General features: G+C 74.5%; 13 protein-coding genes. 4 read left to right on the forward strand and 9 right to left on the reverse strand.

The genetic code is table 11. The annotated features are described in order from the left end of the window. Positions 1–50: 50 nt before the first annotated feature. The gene (locus ACN268_RS05275; RefSeq protein ID WP_421481998.1) at positions 51–1886 is read left to right on the forward strand and encodes a right-handed parallel beta-helix repeat-containing protein; all 1836 of its coding nucleotides are present in this window, start codon (positions 51–53) and stop codon (positions 1884–1886) included. Here ACN268_RS05275 and ACN268_RS05280 read toward each other — a convergent pair. The 4 genes from ACN268_RS05280 to ACN268_RS05295 all read right to left on the reverse strand — a co-directional run bounded on the left by ACN268_RS05280 (position 1798) and on the right by ACN268_RS05295 (position 6713). Continuing rightward, complete coding sequence (locus ACN268_RS05280; RefSeq protein ID WP_421481999.1) at positions 1798–3135, reverse strand: MFS transporter; 1338 nt, start codon at positions 3133–3135, stop codon at positions 1798–1800. The genes ACN268_RS05275 and ACN268_RS05280 overlap by 89 nt on opposite strands. A gap of 58 nt (positions 3136–3193) precedes the next feature. Further along, positions 3194–4573: a carbohydrate-binding protein gene (locus tag ACN268_RS05285; RefSeq protein ID WP_421482001.1), complete on the reverse strand. Its 1380-nt coding sequence runs from the start codon at positions 4571–4573 to the stop codon at positions 3194–3196. A 127-nt stretch (positions 4574–4700) separates the two neighbouring features. Beyond that, positions 4701–6404, reverse strand: a complete 1704-nt coding sequence (locus ACN268_RS05290) for a pectinesterase family protein (RefSeq protein WP_421482002.1) — start codon at positions 6402–6404, stop codon at positions 4701–4703. Positions 6405–6545: 141 nt separating this feature from the next. After that, a complete protein-coding gene (locus ACN268_RS05295; protein WP_421482003.1) occupies positions 6546–6713 on the reverse strand; it encodes a hypothetical protein in 168 nt (55 codons plus the stop codon). A 335-nt stretch (positions 6714–7048) separates the two neighbouring features. Here ACN268_RS05295 and ACN268_RS05300 point away from each other — a divergent pair, with 335 nt between their 5' ends. Beyond that, positions 7049–7381: a hypothetical protein gene (locus ACN268_RS05300; protein WP_421482004.1), complete on the forward strand. Its 333-nt coding sequence runs from the start codon at positions 7049–7051 to the stop codon at positions 7379–7381. 71 nt (positions 7382–7452) lie between these two features. On the opposite strand, the gene ACN268_RS05305 is transcribed toward ACN268_RS05300, so the two are convergent. The 4 genes from ACN268_RS05305 to ACN268_RS05320 form a co-directional block, all read right to left on the reverse strand. After that, the gene (locus tag ACN268_RS05305; protein ID WP_421482005.1) at positions 7453–9018 is read right to left on the reverse strand and encodes a Na+/H+ antiporter; all 1566 of its coding nucleotides are present in this window, start codon (positions 9016–9018) and stop codon (positions 7453–7455) included. 80 nt (positions 9019–9098) lie between these two features. After that, positions 9099–10352: a kynureninase gene (gene kynU / locus ACN268_RS05310; protein WP_421482006.1), complete on the reverse strand. Its 1254-nt coding sequence runs from the start codon at positions 10350–10352 to the stop codon at positions 9099–9101. 114 nt (positions 10353–10466) lie between these two features. Beyond that, positions 10467–12104 carry a copper resistance protein CopC gene (locus ACN268_RS05315; protein ID WP_421482007.1) on the reverse strand — a complete coding sequence of 546 codons (1638 nt, stop codon included), beginning with the start codon at positions 12102–12104 and terminating at the stop codon, positions 10467–10469. A 32-nt stretch (positions 12105–12136) separates the two neighbouring features. Further along, entirely contained in the window at positions 12137–13381 is a 1245-nt protein-coding gene (locus ACN268_RS05320) for a PucR family transcriptional regulator (protein ID WP_421482008.1), read from the reverse strand. Between the two features lie 96 nt (positions 13382–13477). On the opposite strand from ACN268_RS05320, the gene ACN268_RS05325 reads away from it, so the two are divergent. Then, the gene (locus tag ACN268_RS05325) at positions 13478–15136 is read left to right on the forward strand and encodes an FAD-binding dehydrogenase (RefSeq protein ID WP_421482009.1); all 1659 of its coding nucleotides are present in this window, start codon (positions 13478–13480) and stop codon (positions 15134–15136) included. Positions 15137–15195: 59 nt separating this feature from the next. Beyond that, positions 15196–15846, forward strand: a complete 651-nt coding sequence (locus tag ACN268_RS05330) for a formylglycine-generating enzyme family protein (protein WP_421486814.1) — start codon at positions 15196–15198, stop codon at positions 15844–15846. Between the two features lie 59 nt (positions 15847–15905). Here ACN268_RS05330 and ACN268_RS05335 read toward each other — a convergent pair whose 3' ends face one another. Further along, positions 15906–16922: a LacI family DNA-binding transcriptional regulator gene (locus tag ACN268_RS05335; protein WP_421482011.1), complete on the reverse strand. Its 1017-nt coding sequence runs from the start codon at positions 16920–16922 to the stop codon at positions 15906–15908. Between the last annotated feature and the right edge of the window lie 229 nt (positions 16923–17151).

Below are 17151 nucleotides of genomic sequence, written 5' to 3' on the forward strand. Positions count from 1 at the left end.
GGCAAGCGCTTTCTTGCTCCGCGCCGCCCACCCCGCCGGAGGTACGCCCCATGCGTCCGTCCCCGCTGCGCCGGCTGGCCCCGCTGCTCGCCGCCGTGCTCACCGCCACGGCCGCCCTCCTGGCCGGGTCGGTGAGCACCGCCTCGGCCGCCACCCTGTTCAGCGACGACTTCACCGACGGCGACACCGCCGGCTGGTCCCGGTCGGGTGGGAAGTGGGGTGTCGTCACCGACGGCTCCCCGGCCCTGCGGCAGTCCGACGCGGGCAGCGGCAACGCCCGGCTCTTCGCCGGCAACGCCGGCTGGACCGACTACACCGTCCAGGCCCGGGTGAAGCCGCTCAGCCTCGGGCCCGGCGGCCACGTCGGGCTGCTGGCCCGCGCGTCCGGCGCGACGCGCTACCACCGGCTGGCGCTGCTGCCCGGTGACCGGGTGCAGTTGCAGGCGGTCAACGGCAGCGCGGTCACCGTGCTCGCCAGCGCCACCCGCACCGTGACGACCGGCGTCTGGTACACCCTCGCCGTCGAGGTCACCGGCAGCACCGTGCGGGGCAGCGTCGACGGCGTCCCCGTCGGGCAGGCCACCAGCCCGCTGGTCGCCGCCGGCCGGATCGGCCTGCAGACCGCGTCGTCGGCGGCCACCTTCGACGACGTCCTGGTCCGCGACGGCGGCACCGCGCCGACCACGCCGCCGAGCCCGACCACACCCCCGGTCCCCACCCCGTCGGTCACGCCGTCACCCACCACGCCGCCCGTGACCCCGCCACCCACCGTGCCGCCGCCCGGGACCGTCGTGCTGGTGGTCGCCACCGACGGTGACGACGCCAACCCCGGCACGCTGGCCCGGCCGCTGCGCACCATCCAGCGGGCCCACGACCTGGCCGAGCCCGGCACCACCATCGCGTTACGCGGTGGCACCTACGCGCCGACCAGCACCATCAAGATCCTCAAGGACGGCAACGGATACCATCCGATCACCCTGATGAACTATCAGGGCGAGAAGGTGGTCATCGACGGCGAGAACATGCCGTACACGCCGGCCGCGGTGGGCACCAGCATCCCCCGGGCCGACCGGGGCGTGCTGCACGTCGAGGCGGACTGGTGGCGGTTCGTCGGCCTGGAGATCGTCCACGGCCCGTACGGCATCTTCGGGGTGGACACCAACTACGGCAGGTACGAGCGTCTGGTCACCCGGGACAACTACGAGTCCGGGCTGCACCTGCAGGGCGAGTCCAGCGGCAACCGGATCATCAACCTGGACAGTTACGGCAACCGGGACCCCCGCAAGAACGGCGAGAGCGCCGACGGGCTGGCCATCAAGGAGGGCTCGGGCCTCGACAACCAGGTACGCGGCGCGCGGCTGTGGCGCAACTCCGACGACGGGTTCGACGCCTGGCTGTTCCAGTCGCCCATCCTGATCGAGGACAGCGTCGCCTACGACAACGGCTACAACTACTGGGACCTGCCCGACTACGCAGGCGACGGCAACGGCTTCAAGCACGGCGGCGGCAACGATCCCCGCCCCGCCGTCGACCACGTCACCCGCAACAGCATGGCCTGGGGCAACTCGGCCGGCGGCTTCATCGACAACGGCAACCCGGGCGCGCTGGTCTTCGACCGCAACACCGCGTGGCGCAACGGCAGGGCCGGTTTCGACGTCTCCCGCTCCGCCTCCCAGCTGTACCGCAACCTCGCGGTCGACAACGCCCCGGAGGTGTCGCCCGGCTCCTCGACCGGGACCGGCAACTCCTGGGACCTCGGCGGCACCTGGCCGCTGGCCAGCACCGACCCGTCGACCATCACCGGCCCCCGGGCCACCGACGGGTCCGTCCCGACGTCGGACTTCCTGCGCCCCGCAAGCGGCGTCGACGTGGGCGCCCGGCTCTGACCGGGGGCGTCCCGGCCGGCTCGCGGGGGATGACCAGGGCGCCCCACAGCGCCGCGAGGAGCGCGAAGCCCGCCGCGACCGCGTACGCGAGCGACCCGGAACGCTCGACCAGGACCCCGCCGAGCGCGGTGCCGACCGGGAACCCGATCAGGTTGACGCTGATGGAGACCGTCATCACCCGGCCCAGCCGGGCGGGATCGGTCCGCCGTTGCCGCAGCGACAGCACACCCACGTTGAGAGCGCCCTCCAGCAGGCCGAACAGCGCCAGCCCGACCGCCAGGGTGGCGAGCGTCGCGATGGCGCCCAGCGGGTGGATCGCGACGGCGGAGAGCACCGTGGTGACGATCAGCAGCAGCCGTTCGCGACCGGCCCGCAGCAGTCGTCCGGCGGTCAGCGCACCGGCCGCACCGCACAGACCCACCAGACTCCAGAGCGCGCCGGCGTACTGCTCGTTGTGCCCCGCGCCGCCGACCCGCTGGGCCACCGAGACCGGCACCGCCACGACGAGGATGCCGAAGGTGACCTGGTAGCAGGAGTAGGACAGGGCGAGTCCGCGCAGGGTGGCGTCGCGGACGAGGTAGGTGACGCCTTCCCACGCCTCGCGCAGCAGGTGCCGGCGCTCCGTCCGGGGCGGTCCGGCGGCTGACCCGCGCAGCAGCAGCAGGCTCAGCGCGGCCGGGACGTACATCGCGGCCACCAGCACCAGCGCCGGGTCGGGGCCGATCAGCGCGATCACGGTACCGCCGACCAGCGGACCGACGACCTCGATGACCGAGTAGGTGCTGAGGTCCAGCGCGTTGGCCCGGTCGTAGGCGTCGTCGGGCACGAACCGGGGGATCAGCGTGCGGATCCCGCCCGCGCTGAGCGGGCTGGTCAACGAGAAGAGCCCCAGCAGGGTCAGCAGCACGGCGGGGGTGAGCCGGCCGCCCACGGAGGCCAGCGCGATCAGACCGATGAGGACGGCGCTGACGAGATTGTCCAGGATGACCGCGCGGGCGGCACCCACCCGGTCGAGCAGCGCGCCGGCCATCGGGCTGACCAGGAAGCCGGGCAGGGTCAGGAAGAACCCGCTCAACCCGGCCAGGACCGGGGAACGGAACCGCGCGAGGACGTAGAGCACGACGACGAACAGCAGCATCTCGGACGCCAGGCGGGACAACGAGGCCGACAGCAGCAGCTGGGGCACGTTGCGGGTGGCGAGGACCTGCCGGTAGGTCATCGGCGGCGCGGGTACGGGGTCGGCTGTCATTCCCGGAATGCTCCCGCCGGTCGGGCCCCGGCCGCAGCGGGGCCCCGACCCGTCGGGTTCAGCGTCCCTGGAGCGTGCGGACGTTGTCGCCGAAGGTCCAGCCCTTGGCGCCGTCCCAGTTCACCGACCAGGTCATCAGCCCCTTGAGGCCGCCCCGGTAGGTGTTCCACGCCTGCGCCACCGAGGCCGGCGCGAGGTAGCCACCGCCGGCGCCGGGCTGCGCGGGCAGGCCGGGCACCTGCCTGTCGTACGGGACCCGGATGGTGGTGCCCTGGACGACCAGGCCGGCGTTGAGGCAGTCGGTCTGGGCGGTGAAGCCCGCCACCGTCCCGGCCGGGTACGAGTCACCGGCGCAGCCGTACATGCTGCCGTTGTAGTACTGCATGTTCAGCCACCAGAGCCGCCCGTTGTCGACGTACCGCTTGATCACCGGCAGGTACGCGCCCCAGATGGAGCCGTAGGTGACGCTGCCGCCGGTGACGTAGGCGGTCTCCGGGGCCATGGTCAGGCCGAAGCCGGCCGGCATCTGGGCCAGCACCCCGTCGATGATGCGGATCAGGTTCGCCTGTGAGGGGGACAGCCGGGTGATGTCGCCGCTGCCGGTCAGCCCGGTCTCGATGTCGATGTCGATGCCGTCGAAGTGGTACCGCTTGAGGATCGGCACGACGGTGGCGACGAACCGGTCCGCGACGGTCGCCGAGCCGAGGTCGATGCCGGCGGTGGCACCGCCGATCGACAGCAGCAGGGTCAGCCCGGCGGCCTTGGCCTGGCACATCTCGGTCGGGGTGGGCACCCGGACGGTGGCGTCCATGCCGTCCTCCCAGAGCACCGTGCCGTCGGCGCGGATCACCGGGAAGGCGGCGGTGACCACGTTGTAGCCGTGCCCGGTGATCCGGGCGTCGGTGATCGGTATCCAGCCCAGCGGCGGGTGGACGCCGTTGGCCGCGCCGTCCCAGTTTTCCCAGTAGCCCTGGAGCACCGTGCCGGTCGGCCGGGACTTCAGCGCGCAGCCCGTGCCGTCCGGCGGCGGCGTGGTCGTGCCGGGGGTGGCGGTCGGGGACGGCGTGCGGGTGGGCGTCGGGGTCGGTGTCGGGGGCCGGGTGGGCGTGGCGGTCGGGGTCGGCGACGGGGTGGGGGAGGGGGTGCCGGCGCAGACGCCGAGGTCGCGCCAGAGCGCCGGGACGGCGGCCGGGTTCCAGCCGGCGCCGGCCGGCGGGGTGTGGGTCACCAGCGACTCGTAGAGGCGGCCGAGGTAGCTGACCCGGGTGCCCGCCGGATAGCTGACGCCCTCGGCCCAGGCCGGTGCGGAGCAGGCCGCGAGGGTGCCGGCGGTGGTGGTGGCGGTGGTCGGCGCGGCGACGCCGGTCGCGGCGGGCAGCGCGGCGGCGAGCAGCACCGCGCCGGCCAGCACGGCCGTCGTCGCAGGTCGAAGTCGCATGACATACCTCCTCGTCGATGGCGGGGAGGCTAGCAGTTAAGTTTGTTAAATGTAAATGCCCGGCCGTCGTCGGGTCCGCGCCGCCGCCGGCCACGGGGCGGACCGTGGCCGGCGGCGACGCGGGTGCTCAGGGGACCGGATTCCAGCCGTCGACGCCGGCCAGGTAGCGCTGCGGGGTGAAGTCCGGGGCCTGCGCGTCGGTCAGCTGTGGCCGGTCGGCGGTGACCGTCGACCCGGGACCGCTGTTGCGGTATTCGGCGAACCGGGCGTCGCGCCACGAGAAGCCGGACATGTCGATCCAGGGGGAGTCCTTCACGTGCGCGCCGAGCACACTGTCGCGGAACACCACCTGACCGATCGCGTTGACGTCCCCGCTTGGGTGCCACGGCCGACCGAGGTGCACGCTCTGCGCCGCCGCCGCGTCGGTGGTCAGGGCGCAGCCGGTGAACAGCAGGCCGTACGGGTTGCCGATCATCGTGGAGGCGGCGGTGACGTAGCCGTTGTTGCCGGTCGAGCCCCGGTCCAGCGAGCGGATCTCGCAGCCGTCGAAGACCCCGGTGCCCCGGCCGAAGATGAAGTCGACGTCGCCCTCGACGTAGCAGTCCCGGAAGTAGGCCCGGCCGACGGCGTCGGCGGAGGCGCTGTTGTGGTAGAGCGTGTCCTGGTTGCCCAGGAACCGCACGTCGTCGAAGACCAGCCGGTCGGCCCGGGTCAGCACGGCCACCGCCTGCTCGGCGCTGTAGTCGTGCGCCGCCTCGTCGAAGTCGTTGGCGAAGGTCAGGTGCCGGGCGGTGAAGTCGTTGCCGTCGATGGTCACCGAGGCGCTGCCCGAGGTGCCGTACGTGCCGCCGCCCGGCTTCGGGGTGCCCGAGGCGTTGTCGTAGACGATCACCACGTCCCGGGGGTCCCCGGTCGACCCGACGAACGACACGTACGGCTTGCCGGCCGGCACCGTCACCGTCTCCCGGTACGTGCCCGGCCGGATGGTGATCGTGTACCGGCTCGCGTTGCCCGCCGGCACCGCGTCCACGGCCGCCTGCACGCTGGTGAAGTCCCCGCTGCCGTCGGGCGCGACCACGGAGGACCGTTGCGCCGGACCGGTGTCGGTGGGCGTGGGCGTCGGGCTCCCCGGTGGGGGCGTGCCGGACGGGGTGGCGGTGGCTGACGTGCCGGTCGGCGTGCCGCCGGGGGTCGGTGGCGTGCTGGTCGGCGCGGAACCGCCCCCGGTCACCAGTACGTCGTCGAAGCGGGCGGTGGCGTAGCCGGTCTGCACGCCGATCCGACCGGTCGCGGTGAGCGTCCCGGTGCCGGAGCCGACGGGGACACCGTCGACCCAGCCGCTCACCACCGTCCCGGCGACCTCGATCCGCAGCGTGTGCCAGTCGCCGACCGTCACCGGGTGGGACACCGCGCCCAGCGGGGTGACCCGGCCGCTGCGTACCGCCTCCAACCGGACCTGGTCGCCGGCGTGCAGGGCGAGCCGGTAGTAGCTGGTCGCGCCGCTGGCCCGGGCCAGCAGCGCGACCATGCCGGTGCCGGTCAGGGTCAGCGGCTTCACCCGGGCCTGGACGGCCTGGTCGGCCCAGGACGCGCTGCCGGCGAACAGCCGGGCGTCGCCGGTGTCGGCCCTGGCCTGCTGCAACGCGGGGGTGTCGTCGGCGGCCACCGACCAGGAGCCGCCGGACCTCGACCAGCCGCGCAGGTCGCCGTCGGTGAAGTCGTCGCTGAACAGGGTGGCGGCGTGGGCGATCTGCGTGCCGGCGAGCGCGGCGACGGCGAGCAGCGCGGTGGCGAGCGCGGCGACGGCGAGCGGGCGGCGGCTTCGGCGCATGGCGGATGAACCTCCGGGGACGGGATGGAGGCGGGCGACGGTGCGTGAAAGCGCTTTCCCGGCGCACCGTAACGCCACCCATACGCGACTGTCAATCGATGCCGTCGTCGGGAACGGACGGGCCCCGCCCGCGACGGTCCGCTACTGTCCGTGACGCCACCGGCGGTCCGGCAGTGCCCGGGTCGTCTCCTCGGCCGGTATCCGTTCGGCCTCGGCCTGCGCGAGGAGCCGTCGCTTCGCCGCCTCGTGTTCCGCGGCCTGGATCCGCTCGCCCCGACTCGGTGCCGGCTCGCCCTGCACGCTGTCCACCCGATCCTCCTTCGACGGGGCGCGACGGTGCCCGGGGAGGGAGGCCGGCGCGCCGGACGCGGGCGTGGCTCCTGGCCGCAAGGGCAGTTGTCCTGCGAGCCACACCCGAGATCAGCACTCAGTGATCGGACAGATACGGTGGAGAGCGGGGAGGTCCGCCGGCCACGTGCGGACAATGCGCAGACAGCGGTCTCCGCCTGCTCAACGACGCTGGTCGCGCTGGTGACGTGTCCGGGTTTCCGGACCCGCTCGTGGACGCTGACCGCTCCGCCCGCCTCGCCGGTGTCCGCGAGGCGCGCAGGTACGCCCCGGCCGGCCGCCGGTACGATGCGCGGATGGGTAGGTTCCTCGCGCTCTTCAACGGCGCGGCCGATGAGGCAGGCAAGGCCACACTCAGCGAACAGCAGCAGGCCGAGTTCCTCGACGCCTGGGCATCGTGGGCCCAGACCAACGAGCGGGCTCTCGTCGACCCGGGCGCTCCGTTGTTCGCGAAGAAGCTGGTCACGGCGCAGGGGGTCGAGGACTTCACCGACGGCATGACGGGTTACACCATCGTGGAGGCGGACTCGCACGACGAGGCGGTCCGCATCTTCTCCGGACATCCGCACCTGGGACTGTTCACCGGAAACTCGATCGCCGTTCTCGAGTGCCCGCCTCCGCCCGGCTGACACCCCCGCCCGCAGGATGATCCCGCCGGGCACGCCCTTCTCCGACCGGGACCGTCGGCGGCACCCCCGGCTCAGTCCTCGGTCTGGGGGCCGAGCAGGCGGATCTCCTCGATGTCCAGCGCCGCCTGGACCTCGCGCAGCACGCTGTCGTCGATCTCGTTGTTGTCGCGCAGCCGGGTCACCTCGCGGCGCTTGTGCTCCAGCACCCCCAACCGCAGCCGCGTGTCCGACTCCTGGGCCCGGTCGGCCTCCGGCCCGCCACCGGACTCCGTCACCAGGTCCAGGTAACGCTGGTAGTCGGCGCGCAACCGGTCCACCGCCGTGCCGTCGACCTCGAGGTCGGCGGCGACGCCCGGCAGCGCCGCCAACGCCACCTCGGTGGCCCGGCGGCGGGCGTGCCGCACCTCGTCCCCACGTGCCTCGTCGCCCCGCAGGCCGGCCCAGCGGGCCACCGCCGGCAGGGTGGTGCCCTGCACCAACATGATCGACACGATCGCCACGGCGGTGCAGAAGATGATCAGATCCCGCTCCGGCACCGGCGTGTGCGTGGTGGCCGTGGTGACCGGCACCGCGAGGGCGGCGGCCAGCGACACCGCCCCCCGGAACCCCGCCCAGCCGGCCGCCACCCGGACCCGCCGGCTCACCGTGGCGCCCCGGCCCACCACCGGCAGGCCGTAGGAGAACAGCTGCAACCACACCAGCCGGACCACCACCACCATCAGGGTGACCGAGGCGGCGATCGCCACCGACCGCACCAGCGAGGTGCTGGTCACGTGGTTCACCGCCCGGGGGATCTGCATCCCCAGCAGCACGAACAGCGCCCCGTTGATCAGGAAGGTGGACAGGTCCCAGAAGGCGTACGCCAGCACCCGGGACCGGGCCCGGATGATCCTCGGGCTGGCGTACGACAGCAGCAGCCCGGCCACCACGACGGCGAGCACCCCGCTGGCGTGCACCACCTCGGCCAGCAGGAACGCGGCGAACGGGGTGAGCACGCTCAGCGCGCCCTCGCGCAGCGGGTCGTCCAGCCGGCGGCGGATCAGCACCACCACCAGCCCGACGACCAGACCGGCGGCCACCCCGCCCCCGGCCGAGCCGACGAACCGGCCCAGGAACCCCAACACCCCGGGCGCGGCACCACCGACGATCAGGCCGACGGTGACCGAGAACAGCACCAGCGCGGTGCCGTCGTTGACCAGGCTCTCCGCCCGCAGCGTGGTCAGGATGCGGCGGGGCATCCGCTTGGCCAGGCCGGCCACCGCCGCCGCGTCGGTGGGGGCGAGCACCGCGCCCAGCACCCAGGCCGCCTGCGGGCTCATCCCCAGTGACTTGGCGACCAGCGCCACCGCCACCATGGTCACCACCACCAGCGCCACCGCCAGTGAGGCGATCACCAGCAGGTTCGACCGGATCTCCCGCAGGCTGATCACCAGGCTCTCCCGGTAGAGCACGGCCGGCAGGAAGAGCAGCAGCACCACGTCGGGTTCGAGCACCACGTCCGACAGCGGCGGCAGCAGCGCCAGCAGGCCACCCATGGTGATCAGCAGCACCGGCGGGGCGACCCGGTACCGGCCGCCGATGGTGGTGCCGACCAGCACGGTGGCGGCCAGCACCACGATCAGGACCAGGACGTCCACGCCACCCCCCGCCTCCACCCGACATGCTGGTACGAAGTCGGCGGCGGGGCGGGGAGAATCCGGGATCTGCCCGGGTCGGCTCAGGTGACCCGGGACGGCTCCGCCGGCACCCCGGTCCAGGCCCGCCGCTCGGCGATGTCCCGCAGCCGGTCCATCGCGTCCCACACGTCGACGTGCCGGGTGTAGAGCGCCGCCGGGCCGAGCCGCAACCGGTCCGGCACCCGGTAGTCGCCGACGACCCCGGCATCGACCAGGGCGCGGGAGATCCGCAGGGCCTCCGGGTGGTACAGCGACACGTGCCCGCCGCGCCGGGTGGGGTCGCGGGGCGAGGCGAGCCGGAAGCCGTGCGGGACGAGCCAGGCGTCGGCCAGTTCGACGATCAGCTCGCCGAGGCGGGCCGACTTCTCCCGGACCCGGTCCATCCCGGCGTCGGCCAGCACGTCCAGGGCCGGGTCGAGGGCGGCCATCCCGAGCACCGGCGGGGTGCCCACCAGGAACCGCTCCGGGCCGGGCGCGGGCTCGTAGCCGGCGCCCATCCGGAACTGGTCACGCTGGCCGAACCAGCCCCAGATCGGCTGCCGCAGCGACTCCTGCAGCTCCCGCCGCACGTAGAGGAAGGCCGGTGCCCCGGGGCCGCCGTTGAGGTACTTGTAGGTGCAGCCGACCGCGAGGTCGGCCCCGGCGGTGGTCAGGTCTAGGGGCACCGAGCCGACCGCGTGCGACAGGTCCCACAGCACCAGCGCGCCGACCCGGCGGGCCGCCTCGGTCACCGCCGCGACGTTTAGCAGGGCCCCGCAGCGGTACGACACCGCCGACAGCACCACCAGCGCCACGTCCTCGGTCAGCGCCGCCGCCAGGGTGTCCGGGTCCAGCCCCTCGTCGAGGTCGGAGGGGAGCAGCCGCAGGGTGTGCCCGCGCTGGGCCGCCAGCCCCTCCAGCAGGTACCGGTCGGTGGGGAACTCCTCGGCGTCGGCCAGGATCGTGCCCCGGCCGGGCCGGGCGTCGAGGGCGGCGGCGGCCAGTTTGTAGAGGTTGACCGAGGTGGAGTCGGAGACGATCACCTCACCGTCGCGGGCGCCCAGCGCGTGGGCGGCGATCCGGTCACCGATGCGGCGCGGCCACTCGATCCAGGTCGACCAGCTCCGGACCAGCTCGGTGCCCCACCCGCCACGGACCAGGCCGGCCAGGTGGTCGCCGGTGGCGGCCGGCAGCCGGCCCAGCGAGTTGCCGTCGAGGTAGAGCAGGTCGTCGACCACGAACCGGTCCCGCAGGCCGGCGAGTGGATCGGCGGCGTCCCACTCCTGCGCGACGTCCCGGGATGTCGGTGTGGTCATGGTGTCCTCCCTCCGCCCGGGGACACCCGGGCCGATGCAGGCTAGCCGATCGGCCCGGCGAACCGTAAGGGCCGGTGGCCCGGCCACCCCGTACCCCGCCGGGTCGGCAGCGGGTCAGCGGACCGGGACGGTCGCGGTGACGGTGGCCTGGTCGATGTCGCTGGTGCGTACGGTGAACCGGATCGTCCAGTCCCCGCGCGCCGGCAGGCTGATCTCGGCGCTGCCGTGGTGCGGCTCCGGGGTGTCCACCGGCACCGTCATCGGTTCGATCCCGGCCGCCGGCAGGGCGAGGCTGACCGTCCACTGGGCCACCGGCAGCGGCAGCCCCTGCGGGGTGTAGACGTACGCGTGAAGCGAGTTCGGCACCCCCACCCGGACCGGGTAGATGTCGAACTGGAGGGTGTAGGTGCCGCTGGTGAGGGTCTGCGCGACGCCCTCGCGGGTGGCACGGGCGGCTTGCGTGTCGGCGGTCCGGCCGGGCGGGGTCTGCACCAGCACGGCGGTCAGCGCCAGCACCACCGCCGTGGCGGCGAGTTCCACCCCGGCGGCCCACGCGACCCGGCCCGGCCGGTCGGCGGCCCGGCCCGCGCGCACCGCCCGCCGCTGCCAGGCCGCGACGCCGAGCACGGCGGCGAGCAGCGCCGCCTTGGCGCAGAGCAGCCGGCCGTACGCGGTGCCGACCAGCGCGCCGGGCCGGCCGAGTTCGATCGCGGCCTGCCCGACGCCGGAGGCGACCAGCCACCCCACCGCGACGGTCGCCCACCGCGACCAGGCCGGCAGGATGCGGCCCAGCACCCGCCGGTGGGTGCCGGGCAGCAGGAACACCGCCAGGGTGAACAGCCCGCCCAGCCACACGCTCATCCCGGCCAGGTGCACCACGTCGGCGAGGACGCTCACCGGCGGCAGGGGCGAGGCCACCGGGTGCCCGGCCAGCGGCCAGGTCACCAGCCCGGCCAGGCCCACCACCGCCAGCGCCACCCGCCGGCCGCGCCCGGCCCGCCCTGCGGCCACCGCCGCCAGCAGCCCGGCGGCGATCGCGGCCAGCGCCAGCCGCGCGCCCAGCACCGGCCCGACGTCGCTGCCCGCCACCGCCGTCAGGTCACCACGCGACAGGTCGCCGACCGGCACCCCGACCATGTCGGCGGCCTGCGTCACCCACGTTCCGGCGGCGCCCACGACCACCAGGGCGAGACCGACGTACCCGGTGGCGGTCACCGCGCGACGGCGGCGACGGCGCGGCCAGCGCACCGCGCCCAGCAGGGTGGGGCCGACCGCCAGCACCAGGCCCAGGTAGCCGACGTAGCGGGCGGCGGGGGTCCACCCGCCCGAGGGGCGCTCGTCGACGCTCACCGGCTCCGGGGGCGTCGCCGACGGCGCTCCGGCCGAGTAGGCGAAGCTGCCGGCGACCGGGTGGCTGTCGGCCGAGATGACCCGGTAGCTGACCAGGTAGGTGCCGAGCGGCCGGTCCGGCACCCGGACCGGGATGCGCAGGGTGGCCCCGTCCGCGACCGGCTCCCCGGCGGTGACCCGCCGCCCGTCCGGGCCGAGCACCTGCACCCGGCCGATGACCGGGGAGACCGACTCGCTGAAGACCAGCACCACCTCCCCGGGCGGGGAGCCGATCACCGCGTCGCGGACCGGGCTGGTGGCGACCAGCGCGGCGTGGGCGGCGGCCGGGGTCGCCGGGGTCAGCGGTACGGACAGCAGCGCGAGGAGCAAGCCCAACAGCACGGCGGAACGGGTGGTACGCACGCACAGTGGTTCGTATTTCGTGATCACATGGTTCAACCGTGGCCGGAACGATCCGGTTCGCCGGTCGGGTGCTGGTGCAGGGCGAGGGTCAGCAGGAGGCGGGCGTCCGGGTCGTCGATGGCCGGGCCGAACAGGCCGCGCAGCTGCCGCATCCGGTAGCGGACGGTCTGCGGGTGGGTGTGCAGGTCCTCGGCGACGGCGACCACCTGCCCCTGCCGGCGCAGCCAGCCGTGCAGGGTCTCGGCCAGGGCCCGGCGGGTGGTGGGCCGCAGCCCGGCCAGCGGGGCCAGCACCGTGCCGGCGAGGTGCCCGGCCAGGCCCGGCTCCCACGCGGTGAGCAGGGTGAGCAGGTGGTCGTCGCAGGACACCACCGGGTCCGGGCCGAGCGCACCCTGCTGGTGCAGGGCCAGCGCCCGGCGGGACAGCCGGTACGACAGCCGCGCCCGCTGCCGCTGCACCGTCGGCCCGAGCGCGGCCCGGCGTCCGACCAGCGCCTGCCGGGCCCGGTCGAGCCGTCCCGGCGTACCGGGATCGGGCAGCACCACCCGGATGGCGTCGCCGACGACGGCGGCCAGCGCGCCCGCGCCGATGCCCCGGGCCACGTGTTCGGCGTCGGTGCCGTCGACACTGAACACGGCAACGGTCGCCGGCAGCGGCCAGCGGGCCGCGTCGGCGGCGGCGTGCAGCACCGCCCCGGTCGGCGGGTCGGGCTGCACGAGGAGGGTGACCAGCCGGCGTCGGGTGGTGACCCAGTCCTGGGCGGTGTCCCGCTGCTCGGCGAGGAACCCCTCGGCGGCGGCCCCGGCCAGCGCGTCGACGTAGCCGAACAGCGCCCCGGCGATCACGTACAGGTCGGCCGGGGCCGGGCCGGCCGGCGTGGTGGGGGGCCCGCCGGGCCCGGCCGGCGCGGTGGCGTGTTCCACCAGGAAGGCCCAGATGTCGCGGGCCCCGAGGGTGAGCACGGTCCGCAGCGCGTCCACCCGGTGCCCCTCGCGGTACTCGGTGCGTCCCAGGGCGTGGAACACCTCCCGGGTTGCGGTCAGCTCCCGGGCCGGGTCGGCGACCGCCTCGACGAAGGTGTCGACGGCGGTCTGCACGCCCAGCGCCAGGCCCTGCCCCTGCCCACCGGTCAGCGACCGGCCCTGGGCGGCCATCGCGGCCCGGACGGTGGCGAGGATCCGCCCGTGCAGCGGCCCGCGCAGCCCCCGCAGGTGGTCGCCGACCGACGGCGCGAGACCGGCGAGACCGGGCTCGATGTCGAGCAGGGCGTCGGACACGATCGGCCATCCTTTGTCATCCGGGTGACAATTCCGCTGGTGAATACTGCACCCCGGCACGGATCATCTTGGCACCACGCTACGTAGGGTCGGCGCATGGAGACGGATGTCATCGTGATCGGCGCCGGCCTGGCCGGCCTGGTCGCCGCCGCCGAGGCCGCCGACGCGGGCCGTCGGGTGCTGCTGCTGGACCAGGAGTCGGAGCACAACCTCGGCGGGCAGGCGTTCTGGTCGTTCGGCGGGCTGTTCTTCGTCGACTCGCCCGAGCAGCGGCGGATGGGCATCCGCGACTCGGTCGAGCTGGCCTGGCAGGACTGGACCGGCAGCGCCGCCTTCGACCGGCCCGAGGACCACTGGCCGCGCCAGTGGGCGCAGGCGTACGTGCACTTCGCCGCCGGTGAGAAGCGGGCCTGGCTGCGGTCGATGGGCCACCGGGTCTTCCCGGTGGTGAGCTGGGCCGAGCGGGGCGGGGGAGCGGCCCACGGGCACGGCAACTCGGTGCCCCGGTTCCACGTCACCTGGGGCACCGGCCCCGGCGTGGTCGAGCCGTTCGCCAGGCGGGTCCGGCAGGCCGTCGCGCAGGGCCGGGTGACGCTGCTGTTCCGGCACCGGGTCGACGAACTCGTCACCACCGCGGGAGCCGTCACCGGGGTGCGCGGCGCGCTCCTCGCCCCCGACGACGCGCCCCGGGGGTGCAGCAGCTCCCGGGAGGTCGTGGGCGACTTCCAGCACGACGCCCAGGCCGTGATCATCACCTCGGGCGGTATCGGCGGCAACCACGACCTCGTCCGGCGGGCCTGGCCGGCCCGGCTCGGCACCCCGCCCACCCGGATGGTCACCGGCGTCCCCGCCCACGTCGACGGCCGGATGCTCGCCATCACCGAGACCGCCGGCGGGCAGGTGATCAACCCGGACCGGATGTGGCACTACACCGAGGGCCTGCGCAACTGGGACCCGATCTGGCCCCAGCACGGTATCCGCATCCTGCCCGGCCCGTCCTCGCTCTGGCTCGACGCCACCGGGGCCCGGCTGCCGGCACCGCTGTTCCCCGGCTTCGACACCCTGGCCACCCTGCGGCACCTGCGCGCCACCGGCCACGACTACAGCTGGTTCCTGCTCACCCAGAAGATCATCGAGAAGGAGTTCGCGTTGTCGGGCTCCGAGCAGAACCCCGACCTCACCAACCGCAGCGTCCGGCAGGTGCTGCAACGCGTCAGGCCGGGGGCACCCGGGCCGGTCGAGGCGTTCAAGCGGCACGGGGCCGACTTCGTCGTCGCCGACTCGCTGCCCGAGCTGGTGGCCGGGATGAACAAGCTGGCCGCCGAGACCGACGGCCCGCAGCTCGACACCGCCGCGCTGACCGCGCTGGTCGAGGCGCGGGACCGGGAGATCGCCCACCCGTTCGGCAAGGACGCCCAGCTCGCCGCGATCCGGGGGGCCCGTCGCTACCGGGGTGACCGGCTGATCCGGGTCGCCACCCCGCACCGGCTGCTCGACCCGGCGGCCGGCCCGCTGATCGCGGTGCAACTGCACGTGCTGACCCGCAAGAGCCTCGGCGGGCTGCACACCGACCTGTCCGCCCGGGTGCTGCGTCCCGACGGCGAACCGCTGGCCGGGGTGTACGCGGCCGGCGAGGTCGCCGGCTTCGGCGGCGGGGGCATGCACGGCTACAGCGCCCTGGAGGGCACCTTCCTCGGCGGCTGCCTGTTCTCCGGTCGTACCGCCGGTCGCGCGGCGGCGGCGGCCGTCGGCTGACCGCCCCGGCCGGGCCCTCGCTAGGCTCGGCTGCCGTGGACGACGACGCGCTGACCGCGATGGTGACCGTGGCGGCGGGGCAGGTGACGCTCTCCGACAGGCGCACCGAGCGGCGCTGGTCGGTCGGGGTGGCGGCGTACCGGCTCGGCGTCGTACCGGTCACCCAGGGGTGGTACGCCCGGGTGACCGGGGAACGGCCGAGCACCACCCGGGGCGACCGGCTGCCCGTCGAGGGGGTGTCCTGGGTCGACGCGGTGCGTTTCTGCGACGCCCTGTCCCGCCACGAGGGGCTGACCCCGGCGTACCGGCTGCACGACGACGGTGAGGGTGCGGACTGGGACCCGCGCGCCGACGGCTACCGGCTGCCGACCGAGGCCGAGTGGGAGTACGCCTGTCGCGCCGGCACCACCGGTCCGCGCTACGGCCCGCTCGACGAGATCGCCTGGTACCGGGGGAACTCCGGCGAACGGCCGCACCCGGTGGCGGGGCGCGCCGCCAACCCGTGGGGCCTGTACGACCTGCTCGGCAACGTCTGGGAGTGGTGCTTCGACGTCTACGACGCCGAGGTGTACGGCGGCTACCGGGTGCTGCGCGGGGGCGGCTGGTTCGACGAGCACTGGAGCTGCCGCGCCTCGGTACGCCGCCGCAGCCACCCGACGTTGCGCATCGACGACGTCGGTTTCCGGCTGGCACGGTCCCTGCCGCGCTGACCCCGCGACCGGTGCCCCCGGACGGTCCGTGGCGCCTCCGCGGGCGGGAACCGGGCCGGTCAGGCCATCCGGCGGGTGCTGTGCCGCACGATCAGCGGGGTGGCCAGCTCGATCCGGTGGCTGTCCAGCCCCTCCCCGGCCACCAGCGAGAGCAGCATCCGGGTCGCCATGCCGGCCATCTCGGCCAGCGGCTGACGCACGGTGGTCAGCGGCGGGGCCGCCCAGCGGGCCGAGTCGAGGTCGTCGAAGCCGACGATGCTGATGTCGTCGGGGACCCGGGCGCCGCGTTCGTAGAGCGCCTCGTAGGCGCCCAACGCCATCTCGTCGGCGCAGGCGAACACGGCGGTGGGGGGCTGGGCGAGGTCCAGCAGGGCGTTCATCTCCCGGTAGCCCGACGGGGAGGTGAAGTCGCCGTGCCGGACGTACCCGGCGGGGATCTTGCGGTTGGCCGCGTTCATCGCGGCCCGGTACCCGTCGACCCGGGCGCGGCTGCACGGCACCGTCGGCGGGCCGCCGATCACCGCGATCCGGTGGTGACCCAGGTCGAGCAGGTGCTCGGCGGCGGCCACCCCGCCGGACCAGTTCGTCGCCCCCACCGACGGGATGCCCGCGCCGGGCTGGCCGGCGGGGTCGATGATGACCACCGGGATGCCCAGCTCTTCGAGCTGACCCTGTTGGCTGGGGGACAGGTCGGAGAGCACGAGCAGCACCCCGTCGCAGCGGCGCTTGGAGAGCTGTTCGATCCACCGCCGGTCGGGACGGCTGCGGCTGCGCCCGTGCACGGCGGAGACCACCACCCCGACGCCCGCCCGGTAGGCCAGATCCTCGACACCGTCGAGGATCTGCATCGCCCAGGGGCTGCCGAGATCCCGGAAGACCAGGTCGATGAGGCCGGCGGCACCGGGCATCGAGGGCGCCCGGCGGGCGGTGTACGACCGCCGGTCGAGCAGATCCTGGATCCGGCGTCGGGTCGCCGGGGCGACGTCGGGTCGACCGTTGAGCACCTTCGAGACGGTGGGCACGGACACCCCCGCGGCGGTCGCGATCTCCGACAGCGTCGCCCGGTCCTCCGCCATGCCCATCTCCTCCGCAGTCGTGCGCCCGTCGGCAGCATAGCCCGAAAGTTTCGGAGGTCGGGTGACGCCCTGGTCGTTGCGGCGATGCGACCGCCCGACACCGGCTCCCGGCGGCGTGCCGGTCCGTTCCCGGGACGTGGGTCGCCGGGGGTCGGACAGCCGAAACTTTCCCGAAACCGACTTGTCGGGTGCGGTGGGTCGGGCCGGGGGTCGACGGGCCTTCACGCCC

Source organism: Micromonospora sp. WMMD735 (genome assembly GCF_049178995.1).
Taxonomy (GTDB): Bacteria; Actinomycetota; Actinomycetes; order Mycobacteriales; family Micromonosporaceae; genus Micromonospora; species Micromonospora wenchangensis.